Source organism: Streptomyces sparsogenes (assembly GCF_001704635.1).
Classification (GTDB): Bacteria; Actinomycetota; Actinomycetes; order Streptomycetales; family Streptomycetaceae; genus Streptomyces; species Streptomyces sparsogenes.
This window is the reverse complement of the sequence record NZ_MAXF01000110.1, coordinates 1-20233: the sequence shown is the minus strand read 5'-3', so window position 1 is coordinate 20233 and position 20233 is coordinate 1. Positions and strand designations below refer to the sequence as shown.

The window sequence follows — 20233 nt, the reverse complement described above, 5'->3', positions numbered from 1 at the left end:
CGGGCGCGTCATCGGCAGGGGAAACATGAGGGAGGTCCACCAGGCCGAGGACCTGCGGGCTCCCGCGGAAGCCTCCGAGCGCACGGTCGCCGTCAAGACGATCCTTCGATACCAAGCCCGGTGCGCAAGCGTGAAATGGCTCGCGCCATTGAGGCGTACCGCTCAGTGGAGACCCGGCCTCCTGCGAACGGAGGCGTGCAGCCCCATGTCGTACGCGGATACGACCGCGTCGAGGGGCGGAGGCGGGTCCGGCACTCGCGCCGTTCGGGTCGGCTCGTGACATACATAGTGACTCTCACCTCGGACCAGATGGCGGCCAATGAAAGCGACTGGCTCGTCACGGAACGCTTCACGAAGGGGATTGCCCCCAGGCCTCGACACGTCCGACGCGGGAACGCGGTTAGCGTTTCTGGTGTGCGACAACAGGGCGGGTTCCAGAAGCAACAGCCCAGAGGAGTTCTCCGAACACGGCCGGAACATCACCTGGGTCGGGGCCGTTCTCCGCTTCAACACCGTGGGACCGGTGGACAGAAGCATCACGATCCATCCCATACGGAGGGGTCCGAAGCCTGTCGCTGTGGACGGGCCCGACAGCATCCTCGCATCACTGCCTCCGGCCCACCGAGCGCACCTGGAGCGAGCTCTCGCCGACAGCGCGGGATACATCGGTTCGAAGACCTGGGAGGCTTTCCGGGGGACGCCTCTCAAGGCGCATCCCGAACTGTCGCGATATCTCGACTGGCTGCTCGCCAAACTCAACCCGGTCCTGTTCAACATCCAGGACGCTGCGGACCGCTCCTGGCAGGAACAGAAAGACGCGGCTCAATCCCTCACCCGGGTGACCGACTTCCCTCACTCGGCGTTGTCGGTCTGGGGCCGCCCTGCTGAACGGGACGCCCCCTTCCTCCGACCTGGCGCCCGGCATATATCCCCCTCTCTCTCCTACGCCCGCGTTCTTCTCAGTGACGACTGCACACGCGGACCGAAGAACTGCCGCGTCATCAGCTACGAAAACGCGTGGGCCGATACCTCGTCAGTTCACGGTTCACGGAACTGGTGCAGCCTGGAGCGCGCCCGAGCGGGATACAGCGTCGTGATGGGGATCGAGACAAGCGAGGAAACGCGTCGGGAACGCTCCACACGCATCCGTAGTCGCAGCGTGAAGAAGCGGCCGAAAGTCACGTCATACGTCTCGTCGGCGACACAGCAGTCATTGTTCGACGTCCAGGACTCCTGATCTCCCGCTCCTCGCTGCTCGTGCTCTGACCCGAGCCTCGCGTCGCGTCGTCCCGGCGCGTGAGGAGGGACAGAGCTGCGGAGGGATGGAGCGTAAGGTGCTACGCGGGTAGGCGAGCCGGTCTGTGGTGCGACAGTACGCACGTACCGGCCGCCCGGCCGCCCGGGTGCCCGGGCGGCCGGTACGGTGTCACATCCTGTCAGCCGGTCTCACCCACGGAGCGCCACGCACTCCCGGAGCACCGGTTCCAGGCGCATCTGGGTCTCCTCGCGGTCGAAGACCTGGAGGGCGTCGAGGCAGGTGACGATCCACCGGGCCTCGTCCTCGTCATCGATCTTGAGCGCGACAGCGGTCACCGCGCCCTCCAGATCGAAGAGGCCGTCCCTGAACTCGTCGTCGAGGGCCCGGTACCCGGCGGTCAGCAGCGGGTCCGTGTACACGCCGGTCGCCTCCGCGAAGTCGCGGGCCTCGGCCCGGTCCGTGTGAAGGCCGGCCAGGCGGCGCAACACCTCGTCGGGGTCGCTCAGTTCCTCGTACAGGCGGTGGGCTCGGACGACCAGGAGTGGCCAGCCGCCGGTCAGTTCGTGGAGACGGTCCAGACGGTCCTCCGTGTGGAACATGTTGACGCGCTGGGTCCAGCCGCGCAGGCTGCGGCGGTCATGGCGACGCAGCACCACCGGAGCGGCCGAGGTGGGTTCGGTTCCCGTCAGCAGGGAGCGCCACAGGGCGAGCTGGGCTGGGTCGGTGACGAGGACGACCGCTCGGGTGACCCCCGGGGTGGCGGGCAACAACGTCTCGGCCAGGTCGACGGCTTCGCGGCAGGTCTCGGGCCGGACGGGGTCCCGGTAGTTGACGAAGTCGCTGATGACGACCCGTCGTTCGCGGGGAAGTCCGCCGGTGAGTTCCTGCTTGTAGACGCTGGGCTTGCCCACGGGCGGCAGTGTCCAGCCGTCGATCGGTCCGGCGATCGTACGTAAGGTGCGGGCGACGTCGGTGACTGCGGTGGCGGTGGTGCCGAGGACGACCCTGGTCCGGTTGGACCGCTCGCCCAGAAGGTCGTCGAGCTGGGTGTTGGTCAGCGGAGCCGGCCGGCCGTCGGGCAGCTCGGGGCGGCCCTCCTGCACGATGCTCTCCTGGAGTTCACAGTCCTGCTCGGCCCTGAGCAGACGGGCCTCCACCTCGTGGGAGGTACCGATCATGCGCAGGGCGTTGGGACCGCGCAGATGCCAGCCCAGGCCGTCGTGGTTGGGCGCGAGGATGCCGAGACCGACCATTTCGGAGAGATAGGCGCGGAAACCCTCGGTGTCGAGCTGCTCGAACCCCTTGCGCCAATACGTCTCGCACTCCTCGCGCAGCTCGGTGTCGCTCAGCCGCACCTCCAGTCCGTGATGGCGGGCGTGGTACGCCAGCACATTGGCGATCACGTCGTAGCGGTGGTCGAGGCTCAGCGTGTCCTTGAAGGCCGCCGAGATGCCGTCCCGGAGCGCGGCGTCCGACTCCACGACCTCGATGTCGGTCACCTTCACCTCGTAAGGGGGTCCCTCGGCTCCGCGCCGCGCCCGCTTGCGGTGCATCAGCTCGACCAGCCGGTGCCCGAACATCTGCAGCAGGAACGGCTGGTAGGAGCAGTAGCCGAGCACACGATTGACGAGATCCAGGTCCTTGAACTCGAACCCGAGCGCCCTCATCGGCTCGACCAGCAGCTCCGCCGCCGACTGGGGAGCCAGCGGGCCGATCACCTTCGGGGTCTGAGCAAGGTGGCCGAACGGCCCGTTGCTCGCGAGCTTGGAGAAGCGCTGCACGGAGTGCAGTCCGGCGAAGACGACCTTGGCGCGGTCCTTGGTGTCGGACCCGAGGCCCTTTAGTTTCTTGGTCTGGTCGAAGCGCGGGGCGTCGGCCTCGAAGAACTGGTCGCACTCGTCGAGCAGGATCAGCAGACGGCGCCGCGAGTCCCCGTCCAGCCATGCCCGGATGCCGGCGCGCACCCGCTCCGAGATCTCCTGCCGCTTTCCGCGCCCCTGCGACCGGTCGTCGAGTACCTGTGCCACGGAAAGCTCCCGCAGCAGGACGCTCCACAGCGCCTCCGGCCCGCGCGAGCTGCCTTTGCCGATGTTCTCCTGGTCGAGGTTGACGTACACCGCCTGCTGATAGCCGGGACGTTGTTCCGTGAACCGTTCCCCGGCGTCGGCGAGCAGAGCCGACTTACCCAGGCCCCGGCCGCCGTAGATGACCTGGGTGCCGCGCGGATCGAGGATGCTCTTGCGTTCGGCGTCGCGGCCGTAGAACATCTCGCCGCCGATCCGGCCGCGCTTCTCCCTGATGTACGGGTTGACGCCGGAAAAGGGCAGCAGGGTCTGCGTGGCGGTGCTGACCTGGCGGTCGCCGCGGGCCGCGAGATAGGCGAGGGCGGCGTCGTCCACGACCAGCAGTGGCTGCAACCGGCCGGAGCCGACGGCGAGTTCGACGCGGGCCTCACGGCTCAGCGTGCCGAAGTAGACGACGAGAAGGCTCGCTCCGCTGGTGTCGCGCTCCGCCCAGCTCATGACGACCTTGGCGGGCGGCCTGCCCCAGACCATCATCACCCGCAGGTTGCCGCCCTGCTCCGTGATCTGCGACCCGAACGCGGGCGCGTTCGCCCTGCCGTTGATCTCCACCCCGGTCGCTTCGAAGAGACGGTATTCCCGCCGGTGCTGGGACCGGTCGTCGAGCGGCCTGGCGCTCTTGGCGTCGTAGCCGAGGAGCTTGAGGAGGGGCGGCACCTGCCGTGTCGGAGCCACCTGGAGCCGGTCCTTCCGCTCGGTGGCGGCGAGCGCGCGCCACTCGTCGAGAGCACCGGCCGCCAGCGCCGCCTCGTCGGTGGAGAGGCCGCCGTAGTCCAGGACGGGGACCATCGGATGCTTGCCGCCGGACCGGACCATCTCGACGAGGTCGTGGTCGATGCCTCCGGGCAGCCCATCGGGCACGGCCGGGAAGAACTCGGTCAGATGGGACTCGCCGCCCTCGATCTCCGGGACGGGTTCGCCGATCTCCAGGAAGTAGACGAGGTCGGCGGCAGTGGCCAGGTCGTTCGTCTCCAGGCGTCGCAGGACCTGGGCCCGCTCCTCCTCGGAGGGGTCCAGGGCGTCGAGCCGGGCCCGGATCCGGTCCGCCGCCTGCTGCCGGAAGGCAGGCAGGTCCCTCCGTACGGTGTCGAGCGCCCGCCGCACGTGCAACAGGTCGTCCCCGTCGGCACCTTCGAGGCGGTTGTGGGCGTCGGCCAGTAGCTCCTGAAGGCCCAGATCCTGGTCCTCGGTCACGGCGCCGTCGGCCTGCGCGCGGTGCAGTTCGGCGACGAGTTCGCCGTGTGCCTTCCGCAGCTGCAGGCGCCGGGCGGTCTCCCTGTCGCCGATCCCGGCTTCCGCGGGCGGGACGAACTCCCCGGCCCGGGCGGCGGGCAGCAGCCCTCGTTTGGCCAGCTCGACGATGTCACGGGCCGCGGTGAAGGCGTCGTGCGAGAGCCGCTCGTCGATGGCGACCTGCCAGCTCCGCTCGACCGCGATCAGCAGCTCGCCGAGCGACGGTTGCCCGTCCCGGGTGTCCTGAACCTTCAACAGCTCTGCATCGAGGACGAGTTCGGAGTCGACCGGACCGCCGGAACGCGTGGTCACGGTGTCGCCGGCCAGCAGAGCGAACAGCTCTCCCATCGAGGCGTGGGCCGCCCAGGCCATAGCGCCCGAGAGGGCGTCCGGGCGCCGCGCCAACCGCTCCAGTTCGCTCAGCGCCGCTTCCCTGCCGTCCAGCAGGGACTGGCGCAGGGAGGAGATCTCCTTGACCGCCCGGCTGCCGTCGGAACGGTCGCCGCGACGGGCGCCGTCGACCGCCAGGCACCACTCCTTGACCAGGCTGACGGCCCGCTCCACCAGATGCACCAGGTCCTGCCGCCCGGAACCCTGGAGCGGCTTGCCGCTGGACGAGCGGTACTTACGGTCCATGCGGTCGATCTCACTGTTGACCTCGGCCAGTTTCGACAGCCGGTCGGCCTGGTCCCGCACCTGCTGCAGCGCGTCGCGGTTGTCACCGACGACGGTCGTGAGCAGCGATCCGAGCATTCCGTCGTCGGGGGCGAGCCAGCGCTTGGCGATCTCCGTCGCCCGTGCGAAACGCAGCCGCTGCGGCGCAAGCAGAGCACGGCTCTGCTCGCGCAGCTCCCGCAGCCGGGCCTCCGTCTCGGAGACGTCGGCGACCAGCGGCGAGGCGATCATCAAGGCGCCGCTGAGGGCACGGTCGGCGACGTCGGTCGCCGCCTCCCCGAGCCGGTCCGGGAGCCGGGGCACCAGCGCCTTGAGCTGAGCGCCCGCAGCGTGGTCGCCGGTGATCAGCGCGGTACGCAGCAGGGCAGGCAGCAGGAGGAGTTCGCTGCCCTCGCTGTCCTGACCCGCGTATCCGCCGTACTCCTGGAGCAGGTCCGCCGTCAGCCGGGCACTCTGGCTGTCCCCGGAGGTGAGCAGCGCGGCGGCACCGGCCAGGCGGAGCGCCGCCACCTGGGGCTCGGGATGTCCGGCGGCCCTCGCCACATGGTGGGCGAGTCCGAAGCGCCGCTCGACGACCAGCTGCGCCAAGGCCCGCTCGGCCGCGGACTCGTCGGAGTCGTCACCCGCGGCCGGGGCCACTTCCCGGACGGACGTCTCCTCAGCGGGAGAGACCGTGGGTTCGGCGGGCGCCTGGACAGACGCGTCAGCGGACGTGGGGGGCGCCGGGTCGCTGTCGGCGGCCGGCGCGGCGTGTGCGTCCGGGGCGTGGATCGGCCCGGCGGTCGTCGTGGCTTCCGGCTCGGAGGCGGACTGGGGGGCGGTCTCCTCGTTCTGTGCGGCCGACTGTACGGTTCCGCGTTTTGCGGTCGTCTCGGCGTCGGCCGGCTTGGCGGTGCCAGGCGCCTCGGCCCCGGCGGGTTGTGGGTCACCGTCCACCGGCTGGTCCAGCGTCAGCTCAGGAGCGATCAGCACCGCCATGGCACACGCTGGCAGGACCCGTACGACCTGCGCCTGCAGTGCCAGGATCTCCGTCGCGGCATCCGCCTGCCGCCCCAGCCTGATGAGGCGGGCCAGAGCAGCGAGCGCGGCGCTCTCCTCGCGTTGCGACTGCTCCCACACCGGCATGTCCAACAGGCGGCGGGCCGCGCCGCGCACGGCCTCGGCGGCAGCGGCGGCAGCGGCGGAGCTGTCCGGGCTGCAGGCGACATCCAGCAGTTCCCGCAGCAGCTCGCGGGCCTGGAGGTCACGCTCCTGTGCTGTCCGGTGCGCGCGTGCGGCGCGCGTCATGTCTTCCAGGCGACGAGGCACCCCCTCGATCCCGGCGGCCCGGAACACCATCTCCACGCCATCGAAGGCAGTGCCCAGCGCGACGAGCGAAGCCAGGTCCTCGTCCTGCGGAGGACGGCCGTCCATGACCGCGTCGGTGACCATCTCCGCGGCCTGGCGGGCCCCCGCGAGGGCGGACTCCAGCTGCCGACAAGCCGCCTCCGGAGCCATCCTTTCCTCGGTCCCGGCGCCCTCGGACGCCGTAGCGGTCTCCTCGTGCGAGGTGCCGGGGTCCGCTGCCGGGGACTCCGGCGCGGTGGCACTGGTGCCCGGCCGGTCGGCGACGGCGGCGCGCCCGGGTCTCCCGTCCTCCGCGAGCGCCAGCTCGTCGTCTTCCGCCGCTCCGGAGGCGAAGTCGGGGTACGCCTCCACGAGGGGCCGCGCCGCAGCAGCGACGGCGGCGAGCCGAGCGGTCTCCTCGTCACCGGCCATCGCCCCGAACCAGTCCTGGTCCGCCGCCCAGGCAAGGATGTGAGCGTCGGTGACGGAGGCGTTGCACCACGCGAACACGGTGGCCCGGACCAGCGTCGCGCCCCATCGAGCAACAGGGTCGGGAACCATCTCCCCGTCCTGTGCCAGGACGAAGTTGCCCACCTGGTTCATCACGGTGACCGTAAGTCCCCTGACCCCGCATGTGCACGCGTGCTGCCGCGACTCGCGCCGCAGCCTGGTGAGAACATCCCGGCACAGGGCACTGCTCACCCGTCGAGGGGCCGACATCCGGATGCCCAGCCTGGTGAGCAACTCTTGGCGATGCTTGGGCCGCAGGGAGTTGAAGGCGAGTTCCACCATGTCCGCCGTGAGGTCGTTCAAGGCGGCGACGGCCGGGGACTCCAACGCGTTGAGCGCGGCGGCCAGGCCTTCGAGGTCCTCGGCCGAGACGCTCGGCGGTGACCACGGCGGCCCTGTGACGACGCGGTAGCGGTCCTGCATGTACACGCACTCCGTTTCTGTGGGTGAGGGGAAGAAGAGAGGGGCGAAGCCATGCACGCGCGAAAGCGGTGAAGGGTCAGCCGCCGCGCGTGTGCTCGGTCACGAACGTGTAGCCGCACGGCAGTTCCCAGCCGTCCGCCTTGCCGAGCCTGCGGCAGTGCTCCCGAAAAGCCGCGCGCTGCACATCGCTGGGCGAGCACCCCGGCCGCAGGCGGCGCAGATGACCTGGGACGACCTGCCCGCCGCGCAGTCCTTCACCGCCCGGTTCGCCACCGCCCCACGGACGTATCACCCGCGGCCGGGCGGGGCGGTAGCCGATGAGTGGGATGGTCCGCTGTCCGTCACGCGGCGGGAAGTGCGGCTGCCCCCAGGCGTCGCGGCTGCCGAGGGCCGGCTCCAGAAGTCGTTCCGCGAGCAGTTCCGCGAGGGCCGCGTCCAGAGCGGCGGCCTGTGACCGGGCCGGTAGGCGCCCATAGACCGCGCTCGGCAGGACCGAGCGGTCCATCAGGGCATGGCCGTCCAGGGTGAGCAGACCGCAACGACGCACGGTGCGCATCACCAGCTGCCGGGGACCTAGTCCCACCGAGCTGTCGCCATGGCGGCTGCTGCCCGGCACGTCCTCCCTGGTGAGTACACGAGGGTCGTAACAGTGCCCCGTCTCACGGTCGCCGACCTGAACCCGTTCCTTCAGCCGCGTCGTCGCAAGGCGGATCACCGTGTCGCCACGAAGCCGACGCAGCTCCAGCGTCAGGCCGGGGAAGAAGTCGCAGGGCCAGACGATTCCCGTCAACCGACCCGAGAGGTCGCCGAGTTCGGCCGTGACGTCCTGAACCGCCTCCTTCTCGTCCAACGTTTCACCGGCGTGGTTGAGTTCGAGGCGCAGCGTGGGGGGCGCGCCGTGCGACTGGCAAAGCTCCTCCGCAACGAAGGGGTGCAGGGGGAACCAGCCGCCGATGAGATGGGCCAGCCGCAGGGGCGCCCGCCAGACGATTTCCTGCGCGTCGCTCCGCAGGAGCTCGCCGGTGCCGAGGGAGGCATCGTCGGCGAGGGGCAGATCTACCGGTTCCAGCTCCCCTTCTGCTTCCGGCTCTGACGGTGCGGGCAGTGTGGAGTTCCAGCCACGTCCGGCCGGGACAAGGGGGTCTCCGGGTGCCTCCGCGTCACCGGGATGATGGGACCGCCACACCCCTCCACCCTCGAAGGCGTCGTCGAGGGTGACCCGGGAACCGTTCCCGAACAGACCCCGGTCGCTGTCCCGTTGGACCACGTCGGCGAGCGCCACGTTCGCCCGGCACACCGCAGCGGCGTACCCTGCTCCTCTGAGCCGTTCCGCCGCCCCGGGGAAACCGCGAATCCGTGGTCCGACCGCTGTGTACACAGTGACCGGAGCGACGAGGCCGTGTCGCCGCCTCGTCGGGGTGGCCGCGCGCTCCACCGCGGCCACGAGAGACCTCAGATCGTCGCCGCCCAGCGGTCCGGTGTCCCGCCAGCAGTCCGCGAGGGAGGTGCGGGTCATGGCGTAATGACCCCAGGTTCGCAACAGGGAACTGGAGTTGAGGACACCCCGCACCGTGTCGAGGAGACCGAGCAGTCCTGCCCGCAGGTCGTCGTCGTGCGTGCCGCCCACCAGGGCGGCAAGGGACACGGGGACGAAGGGGCTGAGCAACTGCTCCCGTGCCGTCGTCAGGAGATGGTCCGCGTAAGCCGTCAGATCGTCGCGCCGGCCTGCTTGCGAGGACGGATAGCACACGTCGACGACGACATGCCCGTCCTCATTGATCCAGCGCCCGCGCGTGCGTAAGCGATGAAGCTGGGCCGGTGACAGGCTCAGGGCCGGCCCGAAGGCGTGGAGGTCCGGGAGCAGTAGCTCCCTGCGCCGTGGCGCGGCGTCCGCCCCCGGCCTCCCCGGGCCCTCGGCACCCGCGGGCGCTCCCGACACCCAGGCCGGTACGTCACCGAGGGCGCCCACCTCCGGGTGGGCGCCCTCCCGGTAGACGATCTCGGCGTAGAGCGGGTCCGACCCGGTGGCGACACACACCATGGCACCGACCGGGAGCACGGGAGCGCACTCGCCGAAGGTGATCACGGGGAAGTCGTCGAGGCACAGCGGGCTTCCGCCGTAGCCGTCGCCACCGAGGTCGTACCCGAAGTACACGGCGTTGAAGGCGACGGTGGTGTGCACCGGCGCCGGACGGGTCGCGACAACCGCTTCGAGATAGCTTCGCAGCCGACTGCGTTCCCGGTCGGGAACGGCGTCGTAGCCCTCCGTCATGGCGGAGGTCAGGAGAGCCCAGTCACCGTACGGATCCGGCACCCCCGTCCGCTCGCGTTCTCCGGCCCCTGTTGCTGACACATACGGGTCCCCACCCATGACACCTCCGCCGCACTACAGGTCGCCCCGGCCCCCCTGCGGTGATTCCCGCAGAGTATGCCCATGCTTCGGTTTCCTGTGGCACTTTCATCACTTTGCGATGCCCCACGACGAGTGATTCCACCACTATGTTCACGAGAACCGTAAGACCAAGATGTTAATGACGTCAACAGATCGAATCGCTCGACATGTCGTAGACATTGCTAACAGGCGCACGTCATACTGAAGACGCCGTGCGTCGTAGCGTGTACGGCACGGGACCCATCGACCAGGGGAACACGAAGATGACCACGGCAGGCCTGGAAACGCAGCCGAGCGCCACCACGTACGAGCTGGGCAACCTCGTGGCCCAGGCCTGGAGCGGCCGGATTCACGTCCCCCACTTCCAGCGGGACTTCCGCTGGGGCACCACCGACGTACTCCGGCTCTTCGACAGCATCGTCAAGGGCTATCCCATCGGAAACCTGCTCCTCTGGGTTCGCAAGACGCCCGCGCGTTCCTTCACCCTGGGCCAGCTGAAGATCAACGCGCCGGCCTCTCCGGATGCCTTCTGGGTGGTGGACGGGCAGCAGCGCATCACCAGCCTCGCCAACGCGCTCAGCCCCGAAGGACATCTGCACGAACCCTTCTCCATCTACTACGACCTCAGGGAGAAGCGGTTCATCGCCCAGCCCAAGACGCGCGAGCCCCAGCACATCGCACTGCCCGTCCTCTTCGACCTGAAGAAGCTCCTCGGGTGGTTCCGCACGGAGGGTGAGCTGGTCGCCGAGCTCTTCGACGAAGCTGATCGGGTGGCCACCGCACTGCGCCAGTACAAGGTGCCCGCCTATCTCGTACGGCAGGACGACCTCGACATCCTGACCGACATCTTCGACCGGATGAACAACTACGGGAAGCGCCTCAACCGCGCGGAGATCTTCTCCGCGCTCTATGCGGGCCCCGAAGAAGGAGCCGCGGAGCGGCTCAACCTCTCCCGCATCGCCGACCGCATCGCCGCCAGGACCGGCTTCGGCACCATCGACACGGACACCGTCCTCGCCTCGATTCTCGCCCGCCGGGGGCCGGACCCGTCGCGGGACATCCGTAACGAGTTCAGCTCCACCAGCCGCCGGACCGCCCCGGAGTTCGAGGACGAAGACCAGTACGCCGCCTACGGAGAGGGCGAAGAGGCGCTGGTGCGCGCCATCGGCTTCCTGCAGGCCGAGGCCGAGGTACCGCACATCGCGCTGCTCGTCTATCGCGCGCTGCTCGTCGTCCTGACCCGCTTCTTCGCTCACTTCCCCGACCCCGAGCCCAACACCCGCCGCTTGCTGCGACGGCTGTACTGGCGAGTGGCCGTGTCCGGACCCGCCGTTTTCAAGGGCAGCTTCACGCAAGTGGCGCGTGTCCTGTGCGCCCGGATCCGCAAGGGTGACGAGCGCGGTTCGATCATGGGGCTGATGGACGCCATGGCCGAGGCCCAGCCGTCGATCCCGACCATCGAGCGCTTCCGGACCAACGAGGCCGCCGCGAAGATCATCCTCAGCTCCTGGTGGTCCCTGCGCCCCCGCTCCCTGGTCACCGCTGCGCCCGTCGATCTCCAGAGCCTCTCGACGCTGCTCGCCGATCAGAAGACCGCGGCCACGGTGGCCCATGTGATCTTTCCTCGCGGGCTCACCGCACAGCAGGTTCTGTACGCCGCCAACCGCCTGTTCCTGCCCAGCACGGAAGACCCCGTCTCGGAGATCACGACGCTGCTCGCTCACCGTCCTGACCATCTGGACGAGGAGACCTGGGACCGTGTACTGGCCTCGCACACCATGAGCCGACAGACAAGTCAAACCCTCGCCGAGGGAGATCGCGAAGGCTTCCTCCAGTTGCGTCAGCAGATCATCCAGCAGCACCTTAACGACTTTCTCGGGCGCATGGCGGAGTGGGACTACGAGGACACTCCCTCGTTGGACTCACTGGACTTCGACGCCCTCGATGAACTCGACGAGCCCGAAGAGTTGCTCTAACCGGTCCGCTCACCGCGAACAGGACACCACCCCGCATGACCAATCTCCCGGAGACGTACTACGCCGTACTCCTGCACTCCCGCCGGATCGGCACGCTCTGCCAGAAGGGCGACCACACGCGCTTCGTCGTCAACGAGTCCTACGTGACCGACCCACAGCGGCCGGTCCTCGGCCTCCGCTTCGAAGAGAACCTGCGCGCCCCCTACGCGTCCGCCCTGCGGCTGCCCCGCTGGTTCTCGAACCTCCTCCCCGAAGGCCCCCTGCGGGAGTGGATCGCCGACGATCGCGGTGTCTCACTCGACAGGGAGATGGAACTTCTGGCGCAAGTCGGCCACGACCTGCCCGGCGCCGTCCAGGTGCTGCCTGCCGACGGCCCCGACGACGGCTGGGAATGGCCTGACGGCGAGCAGTCGAGAAGAGAGGGAAAACGCCCCGGTGGGGCCTACGGCTTCCCGTCCTCCGACTCGCCATGGCGTTTCTCTCTGGCAGGGGTCGCCCTGAAGTTCTCCATGCTGGCGAGAGGAGACCGGCTCGCCGTTCCCGCCGCCGGCGTGCACGGCGACTGGCTGGTCAAGTTTCCGGACTACCGCCACCCGGACGTACCGCGCAACGAGTTCACCATCATGTCCCTGGCCCGGGCCGCAGGGCTCGACGTTCCCGACGTACGCCTCATGCACCGTGACGAGCTCGACGGGCTGCCTGACCGCATGTGGCCGAACGACGAACAGTGGGCCTACGCCGTCCGCCGTTTCGACCGCACACAGGACGAACACCGCGCCCCTATCCACATCGAGGACTTCGCGCAGGTCAGAGACAAATACCCCCAGGACAAGTACCAGTCGACGTTCGAGACGGTCGCGGCTGTCGCCTATCGCGGCCATGACAGGGACTCACTACGCGAGGCCGCCCGGCGGATAGCGTTCTCCATTCTGGTGGGCAACGGGGACGCTCACCTGAAGAACTGGTCCCTGATCTATCGCGACCGCCGGGTCCCGTCCCTGTCGCCGGCATACGACCTGGTGTCCACAGCGCCCTACGCACCCAGCGACGAACCGGAGGACCTCGGGCTCAAGTTCGGCGGCAGCAAGTCCTTCGAACGAGTACGGCTCGCCGCCTTCGACCGGCTCGAAGGCGCCCTCGACCGCCGATTCGGGACAACCGACGCCCGACTGCGCCAGGAGGCCGTGCAGACCATCGAGCGGACCCGCGTTCACTGGCCGCAGTACGAGGCGCACCTCTCGGAGAACCAGAGCCTGCGCAAGACCATCGGGGCGTGGATCAACAGCTCCGCCCAACGTCTGCTCAGGGGCACCTGACGGCGATCGGCCGACTGGCGGTGTCAGTGCCGCCCCGTACGCTGCGCACCCGACCTAACCAGGCAAAAGGCCGATCCATGGCCCACGAGTACCCGGAGTTCCGCCTGTGCCTGCCGGGCGGCGGCCCCGAGGCCCGAGGACGGCTGCTGACCGAGAAGGGGACGAACGGAAGCCAGAAGTTCGTCGTCCTGGCCGGGTCTCCGGGCCGTCCGGAGGTGGTGCCGTCCTTTCCTGTCCGCATGCCGTCGTCGTACCGGCTGAGGCAGAGACTGATCGAGGACGACCTCGTGGAGTCGGAAACCTGGCCAGGCTGGTTGGAGCTCGTTCAGGACGTCGAGTGCAACTTCTCCGTCGGCTGCCGCCGAAATCCTCGTCGGCCGCAGCGCCAACGGCTGGCTGGAGTGGAAGTCGGCCGACGGCCATCCGCTCTCCGACTACCTCGACCAGGTGTGGTGGGGCCCCCAACCGGGCCTGGCTGGTGCGCGGTTCCAACGTCTCCGGCCTCGACCTCGTCCGGCGGCTGTGGCTGCCCGAGGGGCTGGTAACACTCCAGGCCCGGCACCTGCGGCAAGGTTGCGGCCGATCGGGACCTGAGCGTGGAGATCCCCGCCCTGGCGGCCCGACGGGATCTGGAGCTGCCCGTCCCGACGGACGAACTCGCCACGGAACTCCTCGTGCACGAGGTCGGCTGGCTCCGGGAGGCCCGCGACCTGCTGTGGGACGAGCGCCAGTTGGTGCTGTCGGGCCCGCCCGGCACCGGCAAGACGTATCTCGCCCTCAAACTCGCCGAGTTCCTCGGCGGCGGGCCGGGGCAGGTGAAACTCCTCCAGTTTCATCCCTCGTACTCGTACAAGGACTTCATCGAGGGATTCCGCCCCCAGGAGGATCCGCGGGAGGTCGCCTTCCGGCTCACCGCCGGCCCGCTGCGCGAACTGGCCGATCTGGCCTCCCGTGAGGGCAACCGCCATATCCCGCACTTTCTGATCATCGACGAGATCAACCGCGCCAATCTGGCGAAGATCTTCGGCGAGCTGTACTTCCTGCTGGAATACCGTGAACAAGTCCGTGTGCCTCACCTACTCCGGCGACGACTTCGCTCTGCCGCCCAACCTGTTCGTCATCGGCACCATGAACACCGCGGACCGCTCGATCGCCCTCGTCGACGCGGCCATGCGGCGGCGCTTCGCCTTCGTCGAGCTCTCCCCGCGCGCGGACAGCCGCTGTCACAGTGGCGGCCGTCACGCCTCAACGCGCGGTACCACCAGGCTCTGCACCTGGTCCGGGCTGTCCTGGCTGACGCGTCCGTCCAGCATGCCGTCGGCGGACTGCGGGTCGACGGGTTCCTGTTCGACATGAACAAGCTTTTCGAGGACTTCGTGACCGTCGCACTGCGGGAGGCATGCCGTGCCCGCGGTCACACGGCTCGGCTCCAGGACCCGCACCACCTCGACGTGGCCGCCGCGATCCGCATGAAGCATGGACACCGCGAAACAGGTCGAGCCCCACCATCACTACGCCAAACCGCAGGTCAGCGCCTCTTTCCCGCAGGCTCCAGAATCGCCACGCACTCCACGTGGTGCGTCACCGGGAAGAGGTCGAAGGCGCGCAGCCGGCGCGGGGTGTAGCCGGCGTCGCGGAAGTAGGTGAGGTCGCGCGCCAGGGCGGCCGGGTCGCAGGCGACGTAGGCGATGCGGCGGGCGCCGAGGGAGGACAGGCGGGTGACGGTCTCCTTGCCCGCGCCGGCGCGGGGCGGGTCGAGGACGATCAGGTCGGCCTCGGTGATGCCGGTGCGGGGCAGGACCTGCTCGACCCTGCCGTGCTCGATCCGGACCCGGTCGAGGTCGCGGAGGTTGTGGCGGGCGTCCTCCACCGCGCGCTTGCCGGATTCGATGCCCAGCACCGCGCCGCGCTCCCCGACCCGTTCGGCGAGGGCGCCCGCGAAGAGGCCGACGCCGCAGTACAGGTCGAGGGCGGTCTCGCCCTTGCGCGGCATCAGGCCCTGCATCACGGCCTCGACGAGCACGTCGGCGGCCTTGGGGTGGACCTGCCAGAAGCCGCCCTCGCCGACCCGCCAGGTGCGGCCGGCGGCGCGCTCGCGGACGAAGGGGCGGCCGTGGACCCGGTGCACGGCGCGGGTGCCTTCCCGCGCCGCGCCGCCTGCCTGGGTTTCTCCCAGGCGCAGGACGGAGACGGGACGGTCCAGCTCCACCAGGGGGAGCCGGCCGCCGGGGCGCGGGGTGAGGACGACCTGGCGGTCGGAGGAGCCCGTGGCGGCGATCGCCTCGACGGTCGCGATCTGCGGCCATTCGCGCTTCTCGACGCCGAGTTCGCTGACGCCGGGGGCGGCGATCAGGCAGTGGTCGATGGGCTCGACCTCGTGGGAGCGGTGGCGGCGCAGACCGGGGCGTCCCTGCTCGTCCACGGCGTACTGGACGCGCGTGCGCCAGGCCGGGACCTCGCCCCGGGCGACCTTGTCGCCGGGGGCGGGCTCGACGGTGCCGTCCCAGCGGGCCTCCTCGGGGGTGAGCCCCGCCAGCCGGCTCAGCTGCTCGGTGATCACCTCGGCCTTCAGCCGGCGCTGGGCGCCCGGGGCCGCGTGCTGCCAGTCGCAGCCGCCGCACCGGCCGGGGCCGGAGAACGGGCAGGGGGCCTCGACGCGGTCCTTGGAGGCGTCCAGCACCCGGACCGCGTCGGCACGCAGGAACCGCGATCCCTCCTCGCCCTCGGTCACCCGGGCGACGACGCGCTCGCCGGGCAGCGCGTGCCGGACGAACAGCACCCGGCCCTCGGAGGTGCGGGCGACGCAGTGGCCGCCGTGCGCGACGGGCCCGACCTCGACCTCGTACTCCTCGCCGACCAGCGACGCCTTGGGTTCACGGTGCATGGCGGCTCGGCTCCAGAGGTCGGGGCGGGGGGATTGTCAGGAGGCGCGCCCGGGTGGGGCGCCAGCCCACCAGTCTAGGCCCTCGTCTCCGTGACGCCGTCCGGCCGCGGTGCGGCGTCGTCCGGCCGCGCCGCGGCGCCCGCCTTCTCGCCCTTCGGCGGCCCCACCGGCCCGCGCCGCACGGCGCCCGGCGCATGCCATTCGGCCCGCTTGCGGGCGCGCTTGCGGGCCAGCTCGGAGGAGTCCAGCTGCCAGGGCACCGAGGTCACCATGACGCCCGGGGTGAACAGCAGCCGGCCCTTGAGCCGCAGTGCGCTCTGGTTGTGCAGCAGGTGCTCGTACCAGCGGCCGACCACGTACTCCGGGATGAAGACGGAGATCACGTCGCGGGGGCTCTCCCGGCGCAGGCTCTTGACGTAGTCGATGGCGGGGCGGGTGATCTCGCGGTAGGGCGAGTCGAGGATCTTCAGGGGCACGTCTATGCCGCGTTCGGTCCACTCCTCCTGGAGCGCCTTGGTCTCGGCCGCGTCCACGCTGACGCTCAGCGCCTCCAGCTTGTGGGAGCGCATCAGCTTAGCGTAGGCGAGGGCGCGCAGCGTCGGCTTGTGGATCTTGGAGACGAGGACGATGGAGTGCACCCGGGAGGGGCGTACGGTCTCGTACTCGTCCTCCTCGAAGGCCGACAGCTCGCCGGAGACGCTGTCGTAGTGGCGGCGGATCGCGGTCATGACGCCGTAGAAGAAGACCATGCCGAGCAGGGCGACCCAGGCGCCGTGGGTGAACTTGGTCAGCAGCACCACGGCCAGCACCAGGCCGGTGAAGAAGGCGCCGAAGGTGTTGATCGCGCGCGAGCGGAGCATCCGGCGGCGCACCGCGGGGTCCTGCTCGGTCGCCAGGTGGCGGTTCCAGTGCCGCACCATGCCGGTCTGGCTGAGCGTGAAGGAGACGAAGACCCCGACGATGTAGAGCTGGATCAGCCGGGTCGAGTCGGCCCCGTAGATGTAGACCAGGACGGCCGCGGCTCCGGCGAGCAGCACGATGCCGTTGGAGAAGGCGAGCCGGTCGCCGCGGGTGTGGAGCTGGCGCGGGAGGTAGCGGTCCTGGGCGAGGATCGCGCCGAGCAGCGGGAAGCCGTTGTACGCGGTGTTGGCGGCCAGGAACAGGACCAGCGCGGTGGCCGCGGCCAGCACCACGAACAGCAGCGAGCCGTCGCCGAAGACGGCCGCCGCGACCTGGGTGATCACCGGGTCCTGGGTGTAGTTCTCCCCGAGCGCCACGCCCTGCTTGAGCAGGTCCTTGGCCGGGTTCTCGGCCATCTTCACATCGGTGGTCAGCGCCAGGGCGATGATCCCGCAGAACATGGTGACGGCGAGGCCGCCCATCAGCGCCAGGGTGGTGGCGGCGTTGCGGCTCTTGGGCTTGCGGAAGGCCGGCACGCCGTTGCTGATCGCCTCGACGCCGGTGAGCGCGGCGCAGCCGTCGGAGAAGGCCCGCAGCAGCAGGAAGACCAGCGCGAAGCCGGCGAGTCCGGTGTGCTCGGCCTTGATCTCGTAGCCGGCGGTGGGCGCCTTCATGTCGTCGCCGAGGATCAGCCCCCGGTAGGCGCCCCAGGCGATCATGATGAAGACGCCGGCGACGAAGACGTAGGTGGGGATCGCGAACAGCTTGCCGGACTCGCGCACACCGCGCAGGTTCATCAGGGTCAGCAGCACGATGATGCCGATCGCGCACGCCGTCTTGTGCTCGACGATGAAGGGGACGGCGGACCCCAGGTTCTCCACGCCCGAGGAGATCGACACCGCCACGGTCAGGACGTAGTCGACCAGCAGGGCGCTGGCGACGGTCAGGCCCGCCCGGGGGCCGAGGTTGGTGGTGGCGACCTCGTAGTCCCCGCCGCCGCTGGGATAGGCGTGCACGTTCTGGCGGTACGAGGCGACCACCGTGAACATCAGCACGATGATCGCGACAGTGATCCAGGGGCTGTAGTGATAGGCCGACGCACCCGCCACCGAGAGAACGATCATCACCTGCCCTGGCGCGTAAGCGACGGAGGACAGCGGGTCGGAGGCGAAGACGGGGAGCGCGATGCGCTTGGGGAGGAGGGTTTCTCCCAGCTTGTCGCTGCGCAGCGCCCGCCCGATCAGGATCCGTTTGGGGACGTCGGTCAGTTTGGACACGGAGAGGATCGTAAGCGGTCGCCAGTACCGCCGCCCAGTCCCCCCGGGGAGGGCGGCGGCGCGGTCAGCCGGGCAGCCCTGGCCCCGGCCCGCTCACTGGCCCCGCCACCACGCCGCGAGCGCGCCCCAGCGGCGCCGCTGGGCCGCCTGCCCGGGCTCCGTCCGGCTCGGCGCGGCCGGCTGCGGGACGGCCGCGGGGGCGGTCGCGGCCGGGGGCCGGGGGCCCGTCGCGGGGTCGGCGGAACGGGCGGGGCCCACGGTGCCGGCGGAGCCGAGGGCGCCGACGGGGCCCACGGTGCTGACGGGGAAGCGGACCGGCAGCGCCGCCAGCGCGCGGTGGAAGGGGCCGGGGCGCCAGGCGAGCTGGTCGGCGGGCACGGCCAGCCGCACGTCCGGCAGCCGGTCGAGGAGCTTCTCGATGGCCACCGAGGCGATCACCCGGGCCGGGCTCTCGGCGGGGCAGCGGTGGGCGCCGATGCTCCAGGCGAGGTGGGCCCGGTTGCCGAGCCGCCCCTCGGAGGTCAGCTCGGGGTCCGTGTTGGCGGCGGCGTAGCTGGTGAGCACCGGCTCGCCCCTGCGGATCCGTACGCCCGCCAGCTCCAGGTCGCGGCGGGCGAACCGGGTGCCGAAGTTGGCCAGCGGGGGGTCGGTCCACAGGACCTCGTCGATGGCGTCCTGGACGGGCATGCTGCCGCCGGAGAGCTCCCCGGCGAACCGGTCGTCCGAGAGCAGCAGGCGCAGCGCGTTGGCGATCAGGTTGAGCTGGGGTTCGGTGCCGGCGGCCAGGATCAGCATGAGCTGCTGCAGCAGCTCGTCCTCGGCCAGCCGGGAGGGGTGGGCCAGCATCCAGGAGGTGAGGTCCGGGCCGGGCCGCTCGCGCTTGGTGGCGATCAGGCCCGCCATGTAGTCCTGCAGCTCCTGGTTGGCCTCCGCCGCGTCCTCACCGCTGTCGAAGAGCTTGGCCATCGTCCCGACCAGGCGCAGCCCGTGTTCCGCGGGATAGCCGAAGAGCCGGTTGAAGACGAGCAGCGGGACGGCCGCGGCGTACTCGCTCAGCAGGTCCGCCTCGCCCTTGTCGGCGAAGGCGTCGATCAGGGTCTCGGCGCTGCGCTCGACGTACTCGCTCAGCGCGTAGGGGTCCAGCCGGGTGAGGCTGTCGGTGATCACTCCGCGCAGCCGGGCGTGTGCCTCGCCGTCGTTGAACAGCGCGTTGGGCCGGTACATCATCATGGGGCCCACCGGGCAGTCCGGGGGGATCCGCCCCTCGCCCAGCGCGCGCCAGCCGCGGGGGTCCTTGGCGAACCGCTCGGTGTCCCGGAGCACGTCCAGCGCGAGGGAGTAGCTGGTGATCAGGTAGGCCTCGACTCCGGGGGACAGCTCCACCGGGGCGATCGGTCCGAATCGGCGCAGCCGCTCGTAGAAGGCGTGCGGATCGGCGGCGAAATCCGGACCGTACAGGGGCAGGCCCTGGGCGGCGGGGCGGGCGGGGCTGCCGGGCCCGGGGCGCCCCGCGTGCGCGGGGCAGCCCGGGGGCGGCACGGCTCCGGCTCCGACCTCCGCGGCGGGGCGGTAGGTCACACAGGCTCCTGGCTGGTGTGGGCGTGACGGCTCTGCAGGTACTGCACGAGGGCGATGAGGGCGTGGGTGGAGGAGACCCGGTCCCGGGCGTCACAGGTGACGAGCGGGGTCTCCGGCAGCAGGTCGAGCGCTTCCCGGACCTCCGCCTCGGCGAAGTGCGGCGCGCCCTCGAAGTGGTTGACGGCCACGGCGTAGGGCAGCCCGTGCTCCTCGAGGATGGCCATGACGGGGAAGGACTGCTCGAGCCGCCGGGTGTCGGCGAGGACGAGGGCGCCCAGGGCCCCGCGCGTCATGTCCTGCCACAGCCGGGTGAAGCGCTGCTGGCCGGGGGCGCCGAACAGGTACAGGACCAGCGACTCGCTCAGGGTGAGGCGGCCGAAGTCCATGGCCACGGGTGGTCTTGT

Annotated in this window: 11 protein-coding genes; 5 read left to right on the top strand and 6 right to left on the bottom strand. The window is 70.3% G+C overall.

The features are described from left to right. Nucleotides 1-577 precede the first annotated feature (577 nt). A complete protein-coding gene (locus BBH68_RS41545; protein ID WP_141713047.1) occupies nucleotides 578-1237 on the top strand; it encodes a hypothetical protein in 660 nt (219 codons plus the stop codon). 209 nt (nucleotides 1238-1446) lie between these two features. On the opposite strand, the gene BBH68_RS23250 is transcribed toward BBH68_RS41545, so the two are convergent. Together BBH68_RS23250 and BBH68_RS23245 are read right to left on the bottom strand one after the other, a co-directional pair. Then, nucleotides 1447-7506 (bottom strand): hypothetical protein, encoded by a 6060-nt coding sequence (locus BBH68_RS23250; protein WP_065965419.1) that lies wholly within the window; start codon nucleotides 7504-7506, stop codon nucleotides 1447-1449. A 76-nt stretch (nucleotides 7507-7582) separates the two neighbouring features. Next, on the bottom strand, nucleotides 7583-9859 hold the full coding sequence (locus BBH68_RS23245; protein WP_245738243.1) for a hypothetical protein: 2277 nt from the start codon (nucleotides 9857-9859) through the stop codon (nucleotides 7583-7585). 302 nt (nucleotides 9860-10161) lie between these two features. Here BBH68_RS23245 and BBH68_RS23240 point away from each other — a divergent pair, with 302 nt between their 5' ends. From BBH68_RS23240 to BBH68_RS43285, 4 genes are all read left to right on the top strand, one after another. After that, nucleotides 10162-11874: a DUF262 domain-containing protein gene (locus BBH68_RS23240; protein WP_065965485.1), complete on the top strand. Its 1713-nt coding sequence runs from the start codon at nucleotides 10162-10164 to the stop codon at nucleotides 11872-11874. Between the two features lie 35 nt (nucleotides 11875-11909). Next, on the top strand, nucleotides 11910-13190 hold the full coding sequence (locus BBH68_RS23235; protein ID WP_065965417.1) for a type II toxin-antitoxin system HipA family toxin: 1281 nt from the start codon (nucleotides 11910-11912) through the stop codon (nucleotides 13188-13190). A 366-nt stretch (nucleotides 13191-13556) separates the two neighbouring features. After that, the gene (locus BBH68_RS43290; RefSeq protein ID WP_245738251.1) at nucleotides 13557-13784 is read left to right on the top strand and encodes a DUF4357 domain-containing protein; all 228 of its coding nucleotides are present in this window, start codon (nucleotides 13557-13559) and stop codon (nucleotides 13782-13784) included. 2 nt (nucleotides 13785-13786) lie between these two features. Further along, the gene (locus BBH68_RS43285) at nucleotides 13787-14815 is read left to right on the top strand and encodes a 5-methylcytosine restriction system specificity protein McrC (protein ID WP_076970688.1); all 1029 of its coding nucleotides are present in this window, start codon (nucleotides 13787-13789) and stop codon (nucleotides 14813-14815) included. Here the strand turns inward: BBH68_RS43285 and BBH68_RS23220 are convergent. The 4 genes from BBH68_RS23220 to BBH68_RS23205 all read right to left on the bottom strand — a co-directional run. After that, a complete protein-coding gene (locus BBH68_RS23220; protein WP_065965414.1) occupies nucleotides 14719-16074 on the bottom strand; it encodes a class I SAM-dependent RNA methyltransferase in 1356 nt (451 codons plus the stop codon). The two genes, BBH68_RS43285 and BBH68_RS23220, sit on opposite strands and share 97 nt — an antisense overlap. Nucleotides 16075-16148: 74 nt before the next feature. Beyond that, complete coding sequence (locus tag BBH68_RS23215; RefSeq protein ID WP_065965413.1) at nucleotides 16149-18251, bottom strand: APC family permease; 2103 nt, start codon at nucleotides 18249-18251, stop codon at nucleotides 16149-16151. 93 nt (nucleotides 18252-18344) lie between these two features. Further along, on the bottom strand, nucleotides 18345-19829 hold the full coding sequence (locus BBH68_RS23210) for a cytochrome P450 (protein WP_065965412.1): 1485 nt from the start codon (nucleotides 19827-19829) through the stop codon (nucleotides 18345-18347). Continuing rightward, nucleotides 19826-20233, bottom strand: a 408-nt coding sequence (locus tag BBH68_RS23205; protein ID WP_065965484.1) for a GTP-binding protein, incomplete at its 5' end; no start/stop codon positions are given. The genes BBH68_RS23210 and BBH68_RS23205, both read right to left, overlap by 4 nt.